This window comes from Komagataeibacter xylinus (genome assembly GCF_031081985.1).
GTDB lineage: Bacteria > Pseudomonadota > Alphaproteobacteria > Acetobacterales > Acetobacteraceae > Komagataeibacter > Komagataeibacter xylinus_E.
This window is the reverse complement of sequence record NZ_JARWSK010000004.1, coordinates 18,158-34,827: the sequence shown is the minus strand read 5'-3', so window position 1 is coordinate 34,827 and position 16,670 is coordinate 18,158. Positions and strand designations below refer to the sequence as shown.

Sequence of the window (16,670 nt, the reverse complement as noted above, 5' to 3'; positions counted from 1 at the left end):
GGCCCGGACCTATCTGGAGGATGAGGCAGGCACAAATCAAGCAATGGCGGGCCGTCGCCATGCCATGCGAAGCAACAGCCGCACTTTCCATCATCCTCATCGCCGCGACAGCAGACTGTGTCAAACCCTGGAATTTCTCTCACTCATTGTTTGTCGAGCATCTTCACCGGTTCGAATATGTCCATTCAAACTGGATCTGCCCTAGAACTCCAGGCAGATCTTGCCAAAATGCTGGTTGCTTTCCTGATAGTGAAAGGCCGCTACGATCTCTTCAAGCGCAAAGCTGCGGTCAATGACCGGGCGGATGCCATTGCCCTCAACAGCCCGCACCATGGCATGCTGGTCGGCCCGGCTGCCTACAAGCACGCCCTGTAGCCGGAACTGCTTGAGCAGCATGGGCACCACTTCCAGTTGCCCTGCCACGCCCGTCAGAATACCGATGACGGAAATATGACCCGCCACCCGGATGGCCGCCATCGACTGCGCCAGCGTGGCAGGGCCACCCACCTCGATAATATGGTCCACGCCGCGCCCGCCGGTCAGTTCCCATGCGGTGGTGCCCCATTGCGGGTTTTCGCGGTAATTGATGACGTGGTCCGCGCCAAGGGCGCGCAGGCGCTCGAGCTTTGCAGCACTCGATGAAGTGGCGATGACCGTGGCCCCCGCCATCTTGGCAAATTGCAGCGCGAAGATCGACACGCCGCCCGTGCCCTGCACCAGCACCGTATCACCGGGCTTCACGGCATCATCAACAAACAGCGCGCGCCATGCCGTCAGCCCCGCCGTGGTCAGCGTCGCCGCCTCGGCATGCGACCAGCCGCGCGGCGCGTGGGTAAAGGAGGTGGCGGGCGCGGTTACCTCCTCGCGCGCATAGCCATCCACGCCATCGCCCGGCACGGTGGCAAATCCGATCACATCAGGCGCACCGCCAAGCCATGTGGGGAAGAAGGTGCTGACAACCCGGTCACCGGGCGCGAATTCGCTCACGCCTGCGCCCACTTCCACCACTTCACCCGCGCCATCGGCCATGGGGATGCGTTGCACCGTGGGCGCCCACATACCGCTGACAACTGCATAATCATGATAGTTCAGCGAGGATGCATGCAGCCTGACCCTGATTTCACCATGTTCCGGCGCGCGGATGGGCTGCTCGGACATGATCACATGATCGAAGCCGCCGGGCGGCTGCACAATAACCGTTTTGGGCATCGCGGGTATCTCCTCACTACAGTGGAGGGCAAAATACCAGAGACAGGCCATGAACTCCAATATGGTGCCGGTGCCGCACGCAGCGCGAGGATGCCTGCCATGGGGAACAGGCCGGGCAGCGGCCTGCAATCCGGGGCGTCAGATGCGCCGTCATATCGTTATTTTTATGTAACGTCATACTCCTTACCCGCATGCCCGTTCAGGCGCATGAAACACGGCATATCCTTTCCTGACCCGATAGCGGGAACACGTATCCGTGACATATTTGTTTTTATATTATAACATCTTATACTGAATTTACGGCCCGCTTACTGCTCCAGACGGCAGATTGGCCTGAAAATTTCCAGATTATTATACTTTCATAATGAATCGGCATTTTCCTCTCATTTGAGGCGAAACAACGCGATTATGTTCTGGTTGCGGAATATAAATTGATAGTATGCCCTTCCCGTTCTGTGAGCAGAATGTTGCAGTATCAAAAGCAAGAAACCGCCATCGGTTCGACTTCACTCCATTTCGAACGACGCGCCCAGGGGATTGCAATGACTGACAACAAACTGTGCTCATTGGTCGGTATCCAGACGACCGTCCGTACTGATCTTTCCCGTTATCCGGCATGGTCACGGTCCAGGTTCCTGTTCCTTTCTGTGGCCTCCTTCATGCTGCCTTTCATGAGCGCGGGCGCCGATGCAGCGGAAAGCACCAGAACCGCCGCGTCACAACACGCCAAGACAACCACGACAACAGCCAAGCCCGCTACGGCTGCTGCCGCAGCGCCACCGCAGGCCAAGACGGAATTCATTCACGTCACCCATGGCACGCCAACATCAAACGGGGTGACAAACACCACCCCGGGCGGCGGCCTCATGCCACCGCAAACCGTTGCAAAGTCCCGTAGCGGGCTGACGCGCGACTTCATTGCAAAGCAGAGCCCGACCTCCAACGCGGTTGCCATGATCGCCAGCCTGCCGGGCGTCGTTTATGGTGGCAATGACCCGCTGGGCACCAATGATGACCAGCAGGGCCTGACCATCCGTGGCCTGAACCAGCAGGAAATCGGCTACCTGTTCGAAGGCATACCGGCCGCCGCGCCGGTTTACCTCCTGCCCTATACGTCAGCATCATCCGATAACGAAAACATTGAATCCGTTACCCTGACCCAGGGCTCGCCGGATACGAAATCCCCGCTGTACAACGCCGTCGGCGGTGAAATGTCGGTGAAAATGCGCGACCCGTCACGCAAGATGGGCGGCAATGTCAACCTCAGCTACGGCTCTTTCAGCCTGCGGCGTGAGTTCGTGCGGTTCGACACGGGCGAAATCGGCCATACCGGCATTCGCGGCTTCGTGTCCTTTTCCGACCGCACGGCCGATGAATGGCGTGGCGTTGGCGCGACAAAGCGTTACCATGTCGACATGAAGTTCCTGAAGGAATGGGGCGACGGCAACCGTGCATCGCTTGTCTTTGCCTATAACGACGCCCAGCAATACTACCTGCGCGCGCCCACCAAGGCGCAGTGGAACCAGTACGGCGTCAATTTCAATTACAACGACACGCCTGGCGGCAGCACGCCCGCAAATTACTACGGTTTTGAAGAAAACCGCATGAAGAAGATCACCATGGGCGCGCCGGTCAATGTCAAGCTGGCCAAGGGCCTGACGCTCGATGTCACCCCCTACTTCACCTACTCCTGGGGTTACGACAACGGTGCCTCGACCCTGAGCCGCAACGGCTCCTATTTCGGCAGCCAGCCCGCAGGCACCCTGCAGAACACCGGCGCCCAGACCGGCTCCTCCATCCTTGCCGGGTCGATCGACACCTATACCCTCGCCTATTCCGGCATCAACGCCGCGCTGTCATGGACCAAGGGCCACAACACCCTGACGGGCGGCGCATGGTATTCCTACTTCGACCAGTCGGAACCGCAGAGCTACCAGGCGGCCAATGGCGATGGCACGCCATCGGGCCAGTGGGGCAGCAATGCCATCCTGACCCAGAACGGGCAGGTGCTCTCCACCTACAACATCCACCTCATCCAGCAGACCAACGCGCTGTTCATCAACGATACCTACCGCGCGCTGCATGACCGCCTGACCCTGACCGCGGGCTTCAAGGAAGTCATGGTGACGCGCAGCGAAACCAACGCCATCCCCGATGTGACCTATGGCACCGGGCAGAGCGTGGCCGAACCGCTGCCGCAGTTCATGGCCAGCTACAAGATCACGCCGCATGACCAGATCTACATCAACGGCACGTCTTCGTTCCGCATGCCCGCCTCGATCATGACCTACGCGGATCGCTACAGCATTTCCAACGGCCAGCTCTCCACCCGCCACGCCAGAGGCCTGCAGCCTGAATTCGCCATCGGGGAAGAAATCGGCTACCGCCACACCGGCTTTGTCAACCTGTCGCTTGCGCTGTTCAACTACAACTTCACCCACCGCCAGCTCAGCACGACAACCTATTCCGGCACGCAGGCGATCTCGGAATCCATCGATGCCGGTGGCCAGACCGCGCGTGGCGCCCAGATCGAAATCGGCCTGCGCCCGTGGCATCACTTCAGCCCGTATGTCTCCGCGCAGTATGAACACGCCACCATCGACAACAACCTGAAGGCCGCCGCAACCGATGGCACGACGGTCTACATGCCCACGGCTGGCAAGAACGCGGTCAATACACCCGAAGTCACGGTGGCCGTCGGCCTGAACTACGACAATGGCTCCGTCTTTGCCGGGTTCAACATGAACTATATCGGCAAGCAGTATTCGACCTTCATGAACGATGAGTCGATCCCCAGCTACGAAACGTTCAACATGAACATGGGCTATCGGTTCAAGTCGTTCTGGTATGCCAAGCACCCACAGATCCAGCTGAACCTGATCAACATCGGCAATAACGGCTACCTGTCGGGCACCAGCAGCATCAAGACCAATGGACAGGCCATGATGGTCAACGGACACCAGGTCGCGGCCTCCGCACCGCAGTACTATGTTGGCGGCGGCTTTGCTGGCGTCCTGTCCTTCACCACGGGTTTCTAATCACTACAACAGGCTGAGAAATATCATGAAGCGTTTACCCAAGGCCCTGACGTTCGATGTTGTGGGAACATTGATCGATTTTGAAACCGGCATGATGAACTTCATTCACACCCAGTGTGGTGAAGCGGGCAAGAAAGTGGAGCGCGAAGCCTTCCTGAGCGCTTACCGCGAGATGCGGGCACGCGGCGAGACCCTTAATTTTCCTGATGACCTGATGCCCATCTATGAAACCCTGGCCCCGCGCTTTGGCCTACCCGAGGGCGCGGAGCATGTAAAGGCCTTCGCCCAGGCCGCCCATGACTGGCCCGCCTTCCCCGATTCAGTCGATGCCCTGGCCCGCCTGGCCAGGCACTTCAAGCTCGTGGCCATGACCAACACGCAGCGCTGGGCCTTCAAGGGCATGGAAAAGACCCTGGGCATGCCCTTCCATGATTCGGTCACGGTGGATGATGCGCTGTGCGAAAAGCCGGACCCCGAGTTCTTCGCCTTCGCCCGCGGGCGCCTGAGCCGTGACGGCATCGTGAAAAACGAGATCCTGCATGTGGCGCAAAGCCAGTATCATGACATCTCGGTGGGGCGTGACCTTGGTTACACCGTGTGCTGGATCGAGCGCCGCAAGACCATCGGCGGCTTTGGCGGCACGATTGCCGTAACCGAACTGACCAGGCCGGATTACCACTTCTCCACCATGAAGGAACTGGCTGACCTGGCGGACCGCAACGAACTGTTCATGATCTACGACTGAGGCAGACTGCACGCGATCCATGACGGATCGCGTGCCCGTTTGTGACAGCACCATCATCGAAAACCGAGATGTCCGTTGTGGGCAGGGCCAGAACGGGGCTGCGCGTTTGGAGCACCGGCTCGCAGCCCTGGCGCACAGCCCCTGCGCCACCGGCGGCATATCCCGCTTACCCGCACATATCCACCAGCGATCATGAAGGATGGGACCGGCCGCACAATGCAAGAACAACCACAGACTTCCCCCTGTCTCATCGATGATCTCAAACCCTCGGGCTTCCACCTGCGACTGGCTCTTGTCGCCGGTGGTGGTCCGTTTTGCGATGGGTATATCCTGGGCATCATCGGCATCGCCCTGCCCATCATGGTCAAGGACTTCCACCTGTCAGGGAACATGACGGGGCTGCTGGGCGCGTCCTCGCTGTTCGGCGTGCTGCTCGGGGGGCTGGGTGGCGGCATCATTTCAGACCGCCTGGGCCGCAAGCGGCTCTATACGCTCAACCTGCTCATGTTCGCGATATGCTCGTGCGCGCAGTATTTTGCAGGCAGCCTGTATGCGCTGCTGTTCTGGCGGCTGCTGATCGGCATGGCCATCGGCGCGGATTACCCCATTGCCACCGCCTACGTAACCGAGTTCATGCCCCGTGTCTGGCGCGGTCCCGTGCTGTCGGGGCTGATTACGTTCTGGTGGGTGGGGTATATCATCAGCTTTATCGCGGGCTACCTGCTTTCACTCTATTTCCCCGATAACTGGCGCATCATCCTGGGGTCGAGCCTGGTGCCCTCGGCGCTGCTCATACTCTTTCGCATCGGCATGCCGGAATCCCCGCGCTGGCTCATGCAGGCCGGTCGCGCGGATGAGGCCAGGGCCGTTGTGCGCGAGCATCTGGGCGCGCATGTGCTGATCGATGAGCCCAAGCCCACCGGCACCGCCAGGCTGTCGCTCAGGCACCTGTTCCAAAACCGCTATCGTGGCGCGCTGGCTTTTGTGTGCGCTTTCTGGATCCTGCAGAGCGCGCCCTCCTTTGCCATCCATACCCTGCAGGCCCCGATACTCGAGCAACTGAAGATGGGGAACTCGCTTCTGGCCTCATGCATTGTAACGAGCTTCACGTTACTTGGCTCCGTTCCTGTCTCGCTGGGGCTGATCAATGTAATGGGCCGGCGCAAACTGTTGATCGGTTCATTTGCATGGGGGGCTATCGCCTTATTTTTCGTGGGTCTCTATCCCCACCCGGCCAACTGGTTTATAATCATTGCATTCATAATATACTCTGCGGTTGAAGCCGCCGGGAGTGGCCTACAGTTTGTTTACCCCAATGAACTCTTTCCCACCGAAATTCGTGGCACCGCCGTAGGCTTCGCCTCATCGGCCAGCAGGCTCGGGGCTGCGGTGGGCACCGTGCTACTGCCCATGGGCACGATACAGTTCGGGGTACACGCCATGATGCTGGTGGCCGCAATGCTTCTGACACTGGGGGCCGCCATTTCATGGCGATGGGCGCCCGAGACCGCCACCCTCAACCTGTCTGAAGCCAGTCAATCGCTTACATCCTGATCGGATACGGAGTCATTTCCAATGAAGCTGACATCTTACTGGCTGGATACCGCACCGGCCTTTACCGGCACGCCGATTGCCGCCCTGCCCGCAAAAGCGGACGTGGTGGTGATCGGTGCCGGATTTAGCGGCCTCTCCGCTGCGCTGAAACTCGCCAAATCAGGCGCCAGCGTCGTGGTCATTGATGAAGAGCGGGTTATCGGCAAGGCATCGGGCCGCAATGGCGGCCATGTCAATAACGGCCTGGCTGGCAATTATGGCATGGCCTGCGACAAGCTTGGCGTTGCCACGGCGGCACGGCTTTACAAGGTGCTGAACCGCGCGGTTGATACAGTCGAGCGCATCGTCACGGAAAACGCGATTGACTGCCATTTCCGCCGCTGCGGCAAACTCAAGCTGGCCAGCCGCGAAAGCCACATGGCCAGCCTGCGCGCGGATCAGGCGCGCATCGCCCTTGATGTTGACCCGGATTCCCGCCTGCTGGAAGCCAGTGAACTGGGAGATGAAATCGGTTCATCCAGATTTGCAGGCGGCGTCCTGTATCCGCATAGCGGGCAGATGCACATGGGCAAATTCGGCATCGGCCTGGCCAACAGCGTGCTCAGGGCTGGCGGGCAGATCTTTGAAAACACCCCCATGACCGCCCTGCGCCGCGAGGGCAAAATCACCCGCGTCACCACCCGCCATGGCGTGATCGATGCCGGGGCAGTGCTGCTGGCCACCGGCACAAGCCGGCATGCGCCCTCCTATTTCCGCAAGCGCATCATGCCCGTCGGCAGCTTTATCGTGGCAACCGAGCCGCTTGATGACGCCACGGTCAAGTCGATCATGCCCGGCCACCGCAATGTGGTCACGACGCAGAACATTCATCACTATTTCCGCCTCGCTGCTGATAACCGCCTGATCTTTGGCGGGCGGGCGCGTTTTTCAAAATCCCGCGAAAGCACGGATATCTCGAGCGGCGACATGCTGCGCTCGGCACTGCAGAGCGTTTTCCCGCAGGTGCCCGATATCCGCATCGATTACTGCTGGGGCGGCGATGTGGACATGACCATCGACCGCCTGCCGCGCGCGGGTGAATGGAACGGCGTTTTCTACACCATGGGCTATAGCGGCCATGGCACGCAGATGTCGGTGCATATGGGGCAGTGCATGGCGGATGTGATTGCGGGCAACCCGCATGCCAACCCGCTGGAAAACATGCCCTGGCCGCGCATTCCCATGTATGGGCTGGCTGAACACTTCCTGCCCGCCATCGGCATGTATTACCGCATCAAGGACAAGCTGATGTAATCAGCCTGGCCTGCCCCACAGGCAGGCCAGTTCCATGCCCATGGCAAAATGCCGCCTTTCAAAAGAAAGGCGGCATTTTTATTTGCAAAAAAGCGCGTTACCGGAAACTGCCGATACCATGGCGCAGGGTGATGTCGCGCGCGCTTCATGCCGCAACATCAGCCATGCCTGTATGGGGTCAGTATCCCATCGCGCGGTCAACCAGACCGACCGGCGCTTCGTTGTTGAGGTAGCGACGGATATTGTTGATGATCGTCATGCCGCCACTTTCCGCAGGCGTGGAACTGGCAATATGCGGCGTAATCAGCACATCCGGCCGGTCCCATAGCGGATGGTCGGCAGGCAGGGGCTCGGGGTCCGTTACATCGAGTATGGCGGCCGAAAGCTGCCCTTCATCGAGGGCTGCCACCAGGTCATCCATCACCATCTGCCGCCCGCGCCCGCACTGCACCAGGGCGGCCCCGCGCGGCATCTGCGCAAACAGGTCACGGTTCAGTATCCCCGTCGTCTGTGCTGTCAGGGGCAGCAGGCATACAAGGATATCGGTGGTTGCCAGGAATTCGGTTCGCTCCGCTTCACCAGCAAAGCATTTTACGCCATCAATGACGTGGCGCGACCGCGCCCAGCCCTGCGTCACATAGCCCATACCCTGCAGGGACTGCGCCACAGGCACGCCGAGCTGCCCAAGCCCCATCACCCCCACCCGGAACTGTGATGCACTGCGCACAGGCAGCGCCCGCCACACATGCTGGCGCTGCTGGTGAATGTAGCGCAGCATATCGCGCTGGATGGCCCGCACGGCAAACTGCACATAGGCCACCATGCCATCGGTCAGGCCGGTTTCAATGGTGCGCACGACCTGGACATGAGGCGGAATCCGGCTCAGGTCGAACTGGTCGATGCCCGCGCCAACCGAAAACAGGATTTTCAGGTTGGGGAACAGTTCCAGCAGGTTTTCAGGCGGCACCCAGGTGGCAAGGTATTCAACCTCCGCCGGGTCACCAATATCGGGCCAGACCCGGAAGGGAACATCGGGCAGGTACTGCGCAAACAGCCTGCCCCACACTTCAGCCCGTTCGGCCGTGGATTTGAGAACCATGGACATGACGCGTTCCTTAACCAAAAGCCTGACTACACAGGGCAAAACGATGCATCGGGCTCTCCGCGTCATGACTGTCGTGGCTATCTGTCACCATGGCTGCGACCGCATCGACGCGCAGCAGCCCGATTTCGTCAAGCCAGCGTGACAGGGCGGAATCCTGGGGAATATCAAGGCGCATGAACTGCCCGGCATGGCTGCCGATCCAGTAAGCGATCATGGCCGCCGCGTATTCAAGCGATGTCGCGACAACGGGGCCGACAACCATGCCCCAGCCAAATTTGCGGCAGAAGGCATACCCGGCCACCTTTCCCCCTTCATCGACAATCATGCCCTTGCCTGCCGTAAGCAGGGCGGCAATCAGCTCGCGCCGGTCCATGCCACATGCCTGCGTGTCACACGCCACGAGGGCATCAAGGTCATTGTGTCCCGCAGGGCGCAGGCGCACCCCGTCGGGCAGGGCGATCAGCGGCTGTGCCGCAGCATTACTCTGCCGCTGCTCGATAATGCCACAGGGGCGGAAGCCCATTTTCTCATATAACGGCACCCCCGAGGGGGTGGCGTTGAGGTGAATGGTCGCCCCCGGCAGGGCATTGCGGGCTTCGCTCATCAGCCGCCGGCCGATCCCGTGCCCGCGCCAGGCATCATCGACAATCACCATGCCAAGGGAGGCATGGGTTTTCCCATACCGCCACCACATGATCGTGCCGATGACCTCGCCCGCATCGGTCTCGGCCACGCCGCCTTCCCCCACGGAAAACATGAATTGCCAGTCTTCCAGACGATGCGGCCAGGACAATGCCTTTGACAGGTTGTAACCGGCTTCCAGATCGGCCTCGCACATGGGGCGGATGCTAATCCGGGTCAGCAGGGCTGCATCAGTCATGGTCATATCCCATCATCATGATCATGGTTCGTTTTCCGGGGTTGCGGGACTTCAGGCTTTTGGCCCGCCCATATGGAAGCTTTTGATTTCGAGGAATTCGTCAATACCGGGGTGGCCACCCTCACGGCCAAGGCCGGACTGCTTTACACCACCAAACGGCGCGGATTCCATGGAAATTGCACCCGTATTAAGGCCAACCATGCCAAATTCAAGCGCCTCGCCCACGCGCCAGGCGCGATCAAGATCGCGGGTGAAGAAATAGCTGGCCAGACCGAACGGCGTGGCGTTGGCCATGGCCACGGCATCCTCCTCCGCATCAAAACGGAAGATGGGCAGCACCGGCCCGAAGGTTTTCTCTGAGGCAACGCGCATTTGCGTCGTGACATCCGTCAACACGACGGGGCTTACAAAACAGCCATCAACCTCAATCGGCTTGCTGACATAACGGGCACCCTTGGCCAGCGCGTCTTCAACATGTTCCTTTACCTTGGTCACGGCCGCCGCGTTGATCAGCGGGCCCATCGTCCTGCCTTCTTCAAGGCCGTTGCCCACATTTATCGCATTCACCGCCTGCATGAGGCGCTCGACAAAGCGGTCATGGATGGCGTTATGCACGAACACGCGGTTGGCGCAGATGCAGGTCTGCCCGGCATTGCGGAACTTGCTGGTCATGACCCCTTCAACCGCCTGCTCCACATCGGCATCATCAAACACGATGAACGGCGCATTGCCACCAAGCTCAAGGCTGAGGCGCTTGATGGTCGCGGCGGACTGTTCCATCAGGATGGCGCCGACACGCGTCGAGCCGGTAAAGGACAGCTTGCGCACCGTGACATTGGTGCTCAGTTCGATACCGACCTGATCGGGCATGCCGGTCACGACACTGATCAGCCCCGCGGGCACGCCCGCGCGCTCGCCCAGCACGACAACCGCCAGGGCAGAAAACGGCGTCAGTTCCGAGGGCTTGATCACCATGGAGCACCCGGCGGCAAGGGCGGGGGCGCATTTGCGCGTAATCATGGCCAGCGGAAAGTTCCACGGCGTGATCGCGGCCGTAACACCCACCGGTTCCTTCATGACCAGCACATGGCGGCCGGGCGTGGCGGGGGGCAGGATGGCGCCATCAACGCGGCGCGCCTCTTCCGCAAACCACTTGAAGAAGGACGCAGCATACCTGACTTCGCCCTTCGCCTCGGGCAGCACCTTGCCCTGCTCGATGCTCATGATGTAGGCCAGATCATCAATGTTTTCGAGGATCAGGTCATGCCATGCCATCAGGATGGCGGCCCGTTCGGCCGGCAGGCGCTTTTTCCATTCAGCCTGCGCCACCTCGGCCGCGGAAATGGCTTCAAGCGTCTGCGCCCTTGAGCAGGCGGGCACATGGCCAACGACTGCACCGGTTGCAGGATTGTCCACCGCAATGCGGGCGCCATCGGTCGCATCCTGCCACTGGCCTGCAATATAGGCCTGCTGCCGGAACAGCGACGAATCAGAAAGCTGCATGTTACTCATGACATACCTCTTGAAGGCTTAGGATTCATAGGAATGCAGGGGCGCGGCAGGTGCGACACCCCCTGGAAAGGCAAGATCAGCACACGACCGGTAACACGCAATGCGCGCGCCATCGGGCAGTGTATGCACCGGCACGGGACCCCGGTCGCATTGACCCGGCATCCGCATGTCGCAGCGTGAAAAGAACTGGCATCCGCCATCTGCGCGGCGCTGTGCGGCGGGTGCGCCTTCCGCATGCCGCAGGGCCATGGCATCGGCCAGCCAGCCAGCCCGCATTTCCGGCACGGAAGAAACCAGCAGGCGCGTATAGGGATGATGCGCCCCCGCCGTGAGGGACTGGCTGTCACACTGCTCAACCACATGACCCGCATACAGCACCGCCACCTGGTCACATACGGCGCGCACGGCATGCAGGTCATGGGTAATGAAAATATAGGAAATACCCAGCGTTTCCTGTAACTCCGCCATCAGTTCAAGGATGGCGGCGGCCACGACGGGGTCAAGTGCCGCGGTAATTTCATCGCACAGCACGAGGTCAGGCCGGGCGGCCAGGGCGCGCGCAAAATTGACGCGCTGCTTCTGCCCGCCTGACAGTTCGGCGGGGTAGCGCTCCAGCAGCGCATGCGGCAGGCGCACCATATCAAGCAGGCGCATTGCCTCCGCGCGGGCTTCGGCCCCCTTCATGCCATGAAAGAAGGTCAGCACGCGCTCGATCGTGGCGCCGATCCGCCATGCAGGGTTGAGCACCAGATCAGCATTCTGCGCTACGATCTGCAAACGGCGGCGCTGTTCGCGCGTGCGGTCGGCCACGGCGGGCGCCAGCGCCTCGCCGCGAAACACAACCTGCCCCGCGGCCCATGGCTGCAGGCCCGATATGGTGCGCGCCAGCGTGCTTTTGCCACAGCCGGATTCCCCGATGATCCCCAGCGTGCTGCCACGCGGCACCGACAGGCTGACATGATCGAGAATGCGCCGCTCCGGCAGGCCCTCGGCCGTGCGGTTGCCGTAGCCCACAATCACATCGGACAGGTCCAGCACCCTGTCCTCGCGCGCGGATGCCATGGGCGCGCAGGGCGTGGCGCGGGGCGGAATGCGGCAGGCGGCCACCAGTTCACGCGTGTATTCATCCTGCGGGTTGCCCAGAATGCGCGCCACCGTGCCACTTTCACGCACCTGCCCGTGGCGCAGCACCACGGCATGGTCTGCAATCTGCGCCACGATGGCCAGGTCATGCGTCACGTACACACCCGTAATGCCCCGGTCAGCCAGCACGGCGCGGAAGGCGGCCAGGACCTCGATCTGGGTGGTGACATCGAGCGCCGTTGTCGGCTCATCGAAAACCACGATTTCCGGGTCCGTAATCAACGCCATGGCCGCCATGAGGCGCTGCAGCTGCCCGCCCGAAAGCTGGTAGGGATAGCGCGCGCCAATCGTTTCGGGCTCGGGCAGCGCCAGCGCGCGGAACAGCTCGATCATCTTGCGCTCGGCCTGCTGGCGCGTCATGGCCCAGTGCACGCGTGCGGGCTCGATCACCTGCTGGGCAATGCTCAGCGCCGGATTGAAAGCCGTACCTGCATTCTGCGCCACATAGCTGATGGTGCGCCCCCGAAAGCCGCGCAACTCATGGCGGGTCATGCTGGTCACGTCATGGCCCGCAACCGTGATCTGGCCGCCGCTGATCGCGCATCCGGGCCGCACGTGCCCCAACAGCGACAAGGCGATGGTGGTCTTGCCCGATCCGGATTCGCCGATCAGGGCCAGCATCTGGCCTTCGCGCACCTCAAGGCTGACATCACGCACGATCGGCACGGTGCCCCCATCGGGGCGATGGCCGACAATATCGAGGTTCCTGACCGAGATCATATGCGCCCTGCTCATCGCCGTGATGTCCCGTCAAGCACGAGGTTGATGCCCACCGTCAGCACGCCGATCACGATCGTGGGCAGGATCACGGCGCCGGATCCATACACCAGCCCCAGCACGTTTTCACGCACCAGCGAACCCAGATCCACCAGCGGGGGCTGCACCCCCAGCCCAAGAAAGCTGAGATTGCTGAGCAGCAGCACCGCGTAGATGAAGCGCAGCCCCACATCGGCCAGCAGCGGCCCGCGCATGTTGGGCAGGATCTCGCGCCAGATGATGAAGAGCGCCCCCTCCCCCCGCGCCACGGCCACGGTAATGTAATCCATCCGTGCAATACGCAGCGCCAGCGCGCGGCTGGTGCGGTACGCCCCCGGCGTATAGATGACCCCCAGGGTCAGGACCAGCGCCAGGAGCGAGTCCCCAAACGCCGCGATGACCAGCAGCGCGCACAGAAGGCTGGGAATGGACAGGATGCCATCCATCAACCGCCCCGCAACCTGCTCCATCCAGGCGGGCGTGGCCGTGGTGGCAATGCCCAGCAGGATGCCGCAGCCGCATGAAAATGCCGTGGAGAGAGTGCAGATCAGCACCGTGTAGCGCACCGCATACAGCAGGCGGCTGCCCAGATCACGCCCCAGATAATCCGTGCCCAGCCAGTGCCGGTGCGACAGCGGAGCAAACACCTCCGTATCGATGATCTGCCCTGGCGCGTAAGGCGCGAAAAACGGCCCGCATACCGCCAGCACAAGCCAGAACCCGAACAGTCCCATGACACGCTGCGCAGGCGTCAACGACGGCAGGCGCAGGGCCCTGAAGCCGGTTGTCATGCCGCTCATGCGCCCCGTCCCTTCGGCACGGAGGCCAGCGCCACGATATCGGCCAGCGTGGTGAGGAACAGATAGGTCATGCAGAACAGGAGGGTGCAGGCCTGGATGATCGGCACATCACGCGACATGACGGAATCCACCATAAGCTGTGCGAGGCCGGGATAGTTGAAAATGGTCTCGATCACGACCACGCCGCCAAGCAGCGATGACAGGCTAAGTGCTATGGCATTGGCCACCGGGCCAATGGCATTGGGCAGCGCATGATGCAGCATGATGCGGACGGGGGGCACGCCCTTGATCACCGCCATCTCCATATAGGGCGCGGAAAACACATCGATCATGCATGCCCGGATCATGCGGATCATCTGCGCCATGGTAATGCTGGCCAGCGTGGCCACCGGCATGGCGAAGGTGAGGAAAAACTGCCCCACGGAATGGATCGAGCGGATATCGGACAGCGCCGGCACGACCCTGAACTGCACGGCAAACACGAATACCGACACCGTGGCGATGAGGAAGGCGGGCACCGAGACAATACCCAGCGTGAGCACCGTCATGACACGGTCAAAAACGCTGTCGCGCCATGTTGCGCAGGCCAGCCCGAGCACCAGCGCCAGCGGCACGGCAACCAGCGTGGTGGCGCCAGCCAGCAGCAGGGAGTTATACAGCCGCGGGGCCAGCATCTCGCTCACCGGGCGCCCGGTCAGCAGCGAATTGCCCGCATTGCCATGCAGCATGCCGCCACACCAGTGCATGAAACGCAGCCACAGCGGCTGGTCGAGATGCAGCGCATGCCGCAGGGCCTGCGTGGCATCGGGCGTTGCATTCTGGCCCAGCAGCATATCCGCCACATCACCGGGCAGGGCTGCGGTCAGGGCAAAGATCGCCACCACCACGAACAGGAGCGAGCACAATGCCGCCCCGATCCGGCGCAGCACCAGCCTGGCCAGGCGCGCGTTCATGCCGCCCCTCCCGCCGCATCGTCCAGCCAGACGTGACTGAGGAAATCAAACCCCATCAACTGCCCCGCCTGGCTTGGCGCCAGACCACGCACGCGCGGATTGAAGGCATCAAGGCTGGTGGTGAAGGCCGGCAGGCAGATGCCCGCCCCCTCATGGATCATTACCTGCATGTCGTGATAGATCTGGCGCCGCACAGCCTCGTCGCGCTGGGCACGCGCGGCAAGCAGCAACTGGTCAAAGCGCGGGTCGCGCCAGCGCGATTCATTCCACGGCGCGCCCGAGGCGAAGTTGAGGGCAAACGTCATGTCCAGCGACGGGCGGGGATTGGTATTGCCAAACCCCATCGGGGTCTTCATCCAGTATTCCGTCCAGTATCCATCGGCGGGCATGCGGCGGATGGGCAGGCTCAGGCCAACCTGCTGGGCGGCATATTGCAGCACGACCGCAATATCGACCGAGGCCAGCGCCGCAGGCGAACAGACCAGCGGCACGCCCGTTTCCATCATGCCCGAGCGCCTGAGGTAAAAACGCGCACGGTCAGGATCAAAGGGGCGCTGCGGCAGGTCGGCGGCAAAATAGCGGTGCTCGGGCGGAATGGGCTGGTCATTGCCCATCCGGGCAAAACCCAGAAAAACGGAATCACGCACCTGCTCGCGATTGAACAGGTATTTCATGCCCGTGACAAAATCCTGCGACCGGCCCGGCCCTTCATCAAGGCGGATGGCCAGATCGGTATAGGTGCCCACCGGGCTTTCCATGATCCCGAACCCGCGCGTGCGCAACAGGCGCACAAGGCGCGGATTGACCGAGGCAATGATATCCACGTCATGCGACAGCAGCGCATTGTGGCGCGACATGTCATCGGAAATGCCGATCATGTCGACACTGTCCAGCCAGGGCGCGGGACTGCGCCAGTAATCCGGGTTGCGCTGCCCCGACGTACGCACGCCGGGCGTAAATTCCGTGCAGGTGTAGGGGCCGGTGCCATTGGCCTGCGAGAAATCCGTCGTGCCATTGCGCACGATACTGAAACTGACAATGCCGAGCATGGACGGGAAATCGGCATTTGGTCCACGCAGCGTCACGCGCACGTCCAGCGGGCCAACAGCTTGTATGTCCGCCATTTCCTGCGCAATGACACGCTGCTGGGAGCCCACGGCCGGGTCCTTGTGCCGTGCCAGCGAATAAACCACATCCGCCGCCGTCAGCGCCGCGCCGTCATGAAAGGTCACGCCACGGCGCAGGGTGATGTGCCATGTCTGCAGGTCATCACTCTCGAGGCGTTCGGCAAGGGCCGGATGCGGCATCATTTCCGCATCGAGCATGACCAGGCCATCATAGAACATATGGCCACGGATATAATCGGTTGCCAGGGCAAAACGCGCCGGGTCCAGCGTATCCGCCGTTGAGGCGGCAAGACCTGCAAAATTCAGGTGTCCGCCCCGGCGGGGCTGCGGATCCTGCGCGCCTGCGGCCCGGACCGCGCGCGCGGGCAGGGTTGCCGCAAACAGCCCGGCACCTGCCAGGCGCAGCGCCTGACGTCGGCCCAGCGCGCCTGCCTTACCATAGGGAGCACGACCGCCCCGCATCAGGAAGGCGCGCCCGCAGGCAGGACCGCCCGCCACCACCACATGACACCCGGCACGCGGGCGTTCGGCGTGTCCAACCAGTTGCTGGCAAGT

The 16,670-nt window shown here is 61.7% G+C and carries 12 protein-coding genes; 4 read left to right on the top strand and 8 right to left on the bottom strand.

The genetic code is table 11. The features are described from left to right. Window positions 1-201: 201 nt before the first annotated feature. Window positions 202-1,209: a zinc-dependent alcohol dehydrogenase family protein gene (locus QEG70_RS08380; RefSeq protein ID WP_308720268.1), complete on the bottom strand. Its 1,008-nt coding sequence runs from the start codon at window positions 1,207-1,209 to the stop codon at window positions 202-204. Window positions 1,210-1,880: 671 nt separating this feature from the next. Between QEG70_RS08380 and QEG70_RS08375 the strand changes: the two genes are divergently transcribed. From QEG70_RS08375 to QEG70_RS08360, 4 genes are all read left to right on the top strand, one after another. Continuing rightward, entirely contained in the window at window positions 1,881-4,247 is a 2,367-nt protein-coding gene (locus tag QEG70_RS08375) for a TonB-dependent receptor (protein WP_308720267.1), read from the top strand. Window positions 4,248-4,272: 25 nt separating this feature from the next. Further along, complete coding sequence (locus QEG70_RS08370; protein WP_308720266.1) at window positions 4,273-4,992, top strand: HAD-IA family hydrolase; 720 nt, start codon at window positions 4,273-4,275, stop codon at window positions 4,990-4,992. A gap of 216 nt (window positions 4,993-5,208) precedes the next feature. Next, window positions 5,209-6,546, top strand: a complete 1,338-nt coding sequence (locus tag QEG70_RS08365; protein ID WP_308720265.1) for an MFS transporter — start codon at window positions 5,209-5,211, stop codon at window positions 6,544-6,546. A gap of 21 nt (window positions 6,547-6,567) precedes the next feature. Next, complete coding sequence (locus QEG70_RS08360) at window positions 6,568-7,839, top strand: NAD(P)/FAD-dependent oxidoreductase (protein WP_308720264.1); 1,272 nt, start codon at window positions 6,568-6,570, stop codon at window positions 7,837-7,839. Window positions 7,840-8,017: 178 nt separating this feature from the next. Here the strand turns inward: QEG70_RS08360 and QEG70_RS08355 are convergent, their stop codons facing one another. The 7 genes from QEG70_RS08355 to QEG70_RS08325 are packed head-to-tail and all read right to left on the bottom strand — an operon-like array spanning window position 8,018 to window position 16,577. Beyond that, window positions 8,018-8,944, bottom strand: coding sequence for a 2-hydroxyacid dehydrogenase (locus QEG70_RS08355; protein WP_308720263.1), 927 nt, complete (start codon window positions 8,942-8,944; stop codon window positions 8,018-8,020). A gap of 10 nt (window positions 8,945-8,954) precedes the next feature. Then, window positions 8,955-9,830, bottom strand: a complete 876-nt coding sequence (locus tag QEG70_RS08350) for a GNAT family N-acetyltransferase (protein ID WP_308720262.1) — start codon at window positions 9,828-9,830, stop codon at window positions 8,955-8,957. 45 nt (window positions 9,831-9,875) lie between these two features. Further along, window positions 9,876-11,336 carry an NAD-dependent succinate-semialdehyde dehydrogenase gene (locus tag QEG70_RS08345; protein ID WP_308720261.1) on the bottom strand — a complete coding sequence of 487 codons (1,461 nt, stop codon included), beginning with the start codon at window positions 11,334-11,336 and terminating at the stop codon, window positions 9,876-9,878. 18 nt (window positions 11,337-11,354) lie between these two features. Next, complete coding sequence (locus QEG70_RS08340) at window positions 11,355-13,214, bottom strand: ABC transporter ATP-binding protein (RefSeq protein WP_308720260.1); 1,860 nt, start codon at window positions 13,212-13,214, stop codon at window positions 11,355-11,357. Further along, on the bottom strand, window positions 13,211-14,035 hold the full coding sequence (locus QEG70_RS08335) for an ABC transporter permease (protein WP_308720259.1): 825 nt from the start codon (window positions 14,033-14,035) through the stop codon (window positions 13,211-13,213). Before QEG70_RS08335 ends, QEG70_RS08340 begins: the two co-directional genes overlap by 4 nt. Next, window positions 14,032-14,988, bottom strand: coding sequence for an ABC transporter permease (locus tag QEG70_RS08330; protein ID WP_308720258.1), 957 nt, complete (start codon window positions 14,986-14,988; stop codon window positions 14,032-14,034). Before QEG70_RS08330 ends, QEG70_RS08335 begins: the two co-directional genes overlap by 4 nt. Beyond that, window positions 14,985-16,577 carry an ABC transporter substrate-binding protein gene (locus QEG70_RS08325; RefSeq protein ID WP_308720257.1) on the bottom strand — a complete coding sequence of 531 codons (1,593 nt, stop codon included), beginning with the start codon at window positions 16,575-16,577 and terminating at the stop codon, window positions 14,985-14,987. The genes QEG70_RS08330 and QEG70_RS08325 overlap by 4 nt, the downstream gene beginning before the upstream one ends. Window positions 16,578-16,670 lie beyond the last annotated feature (93 nt).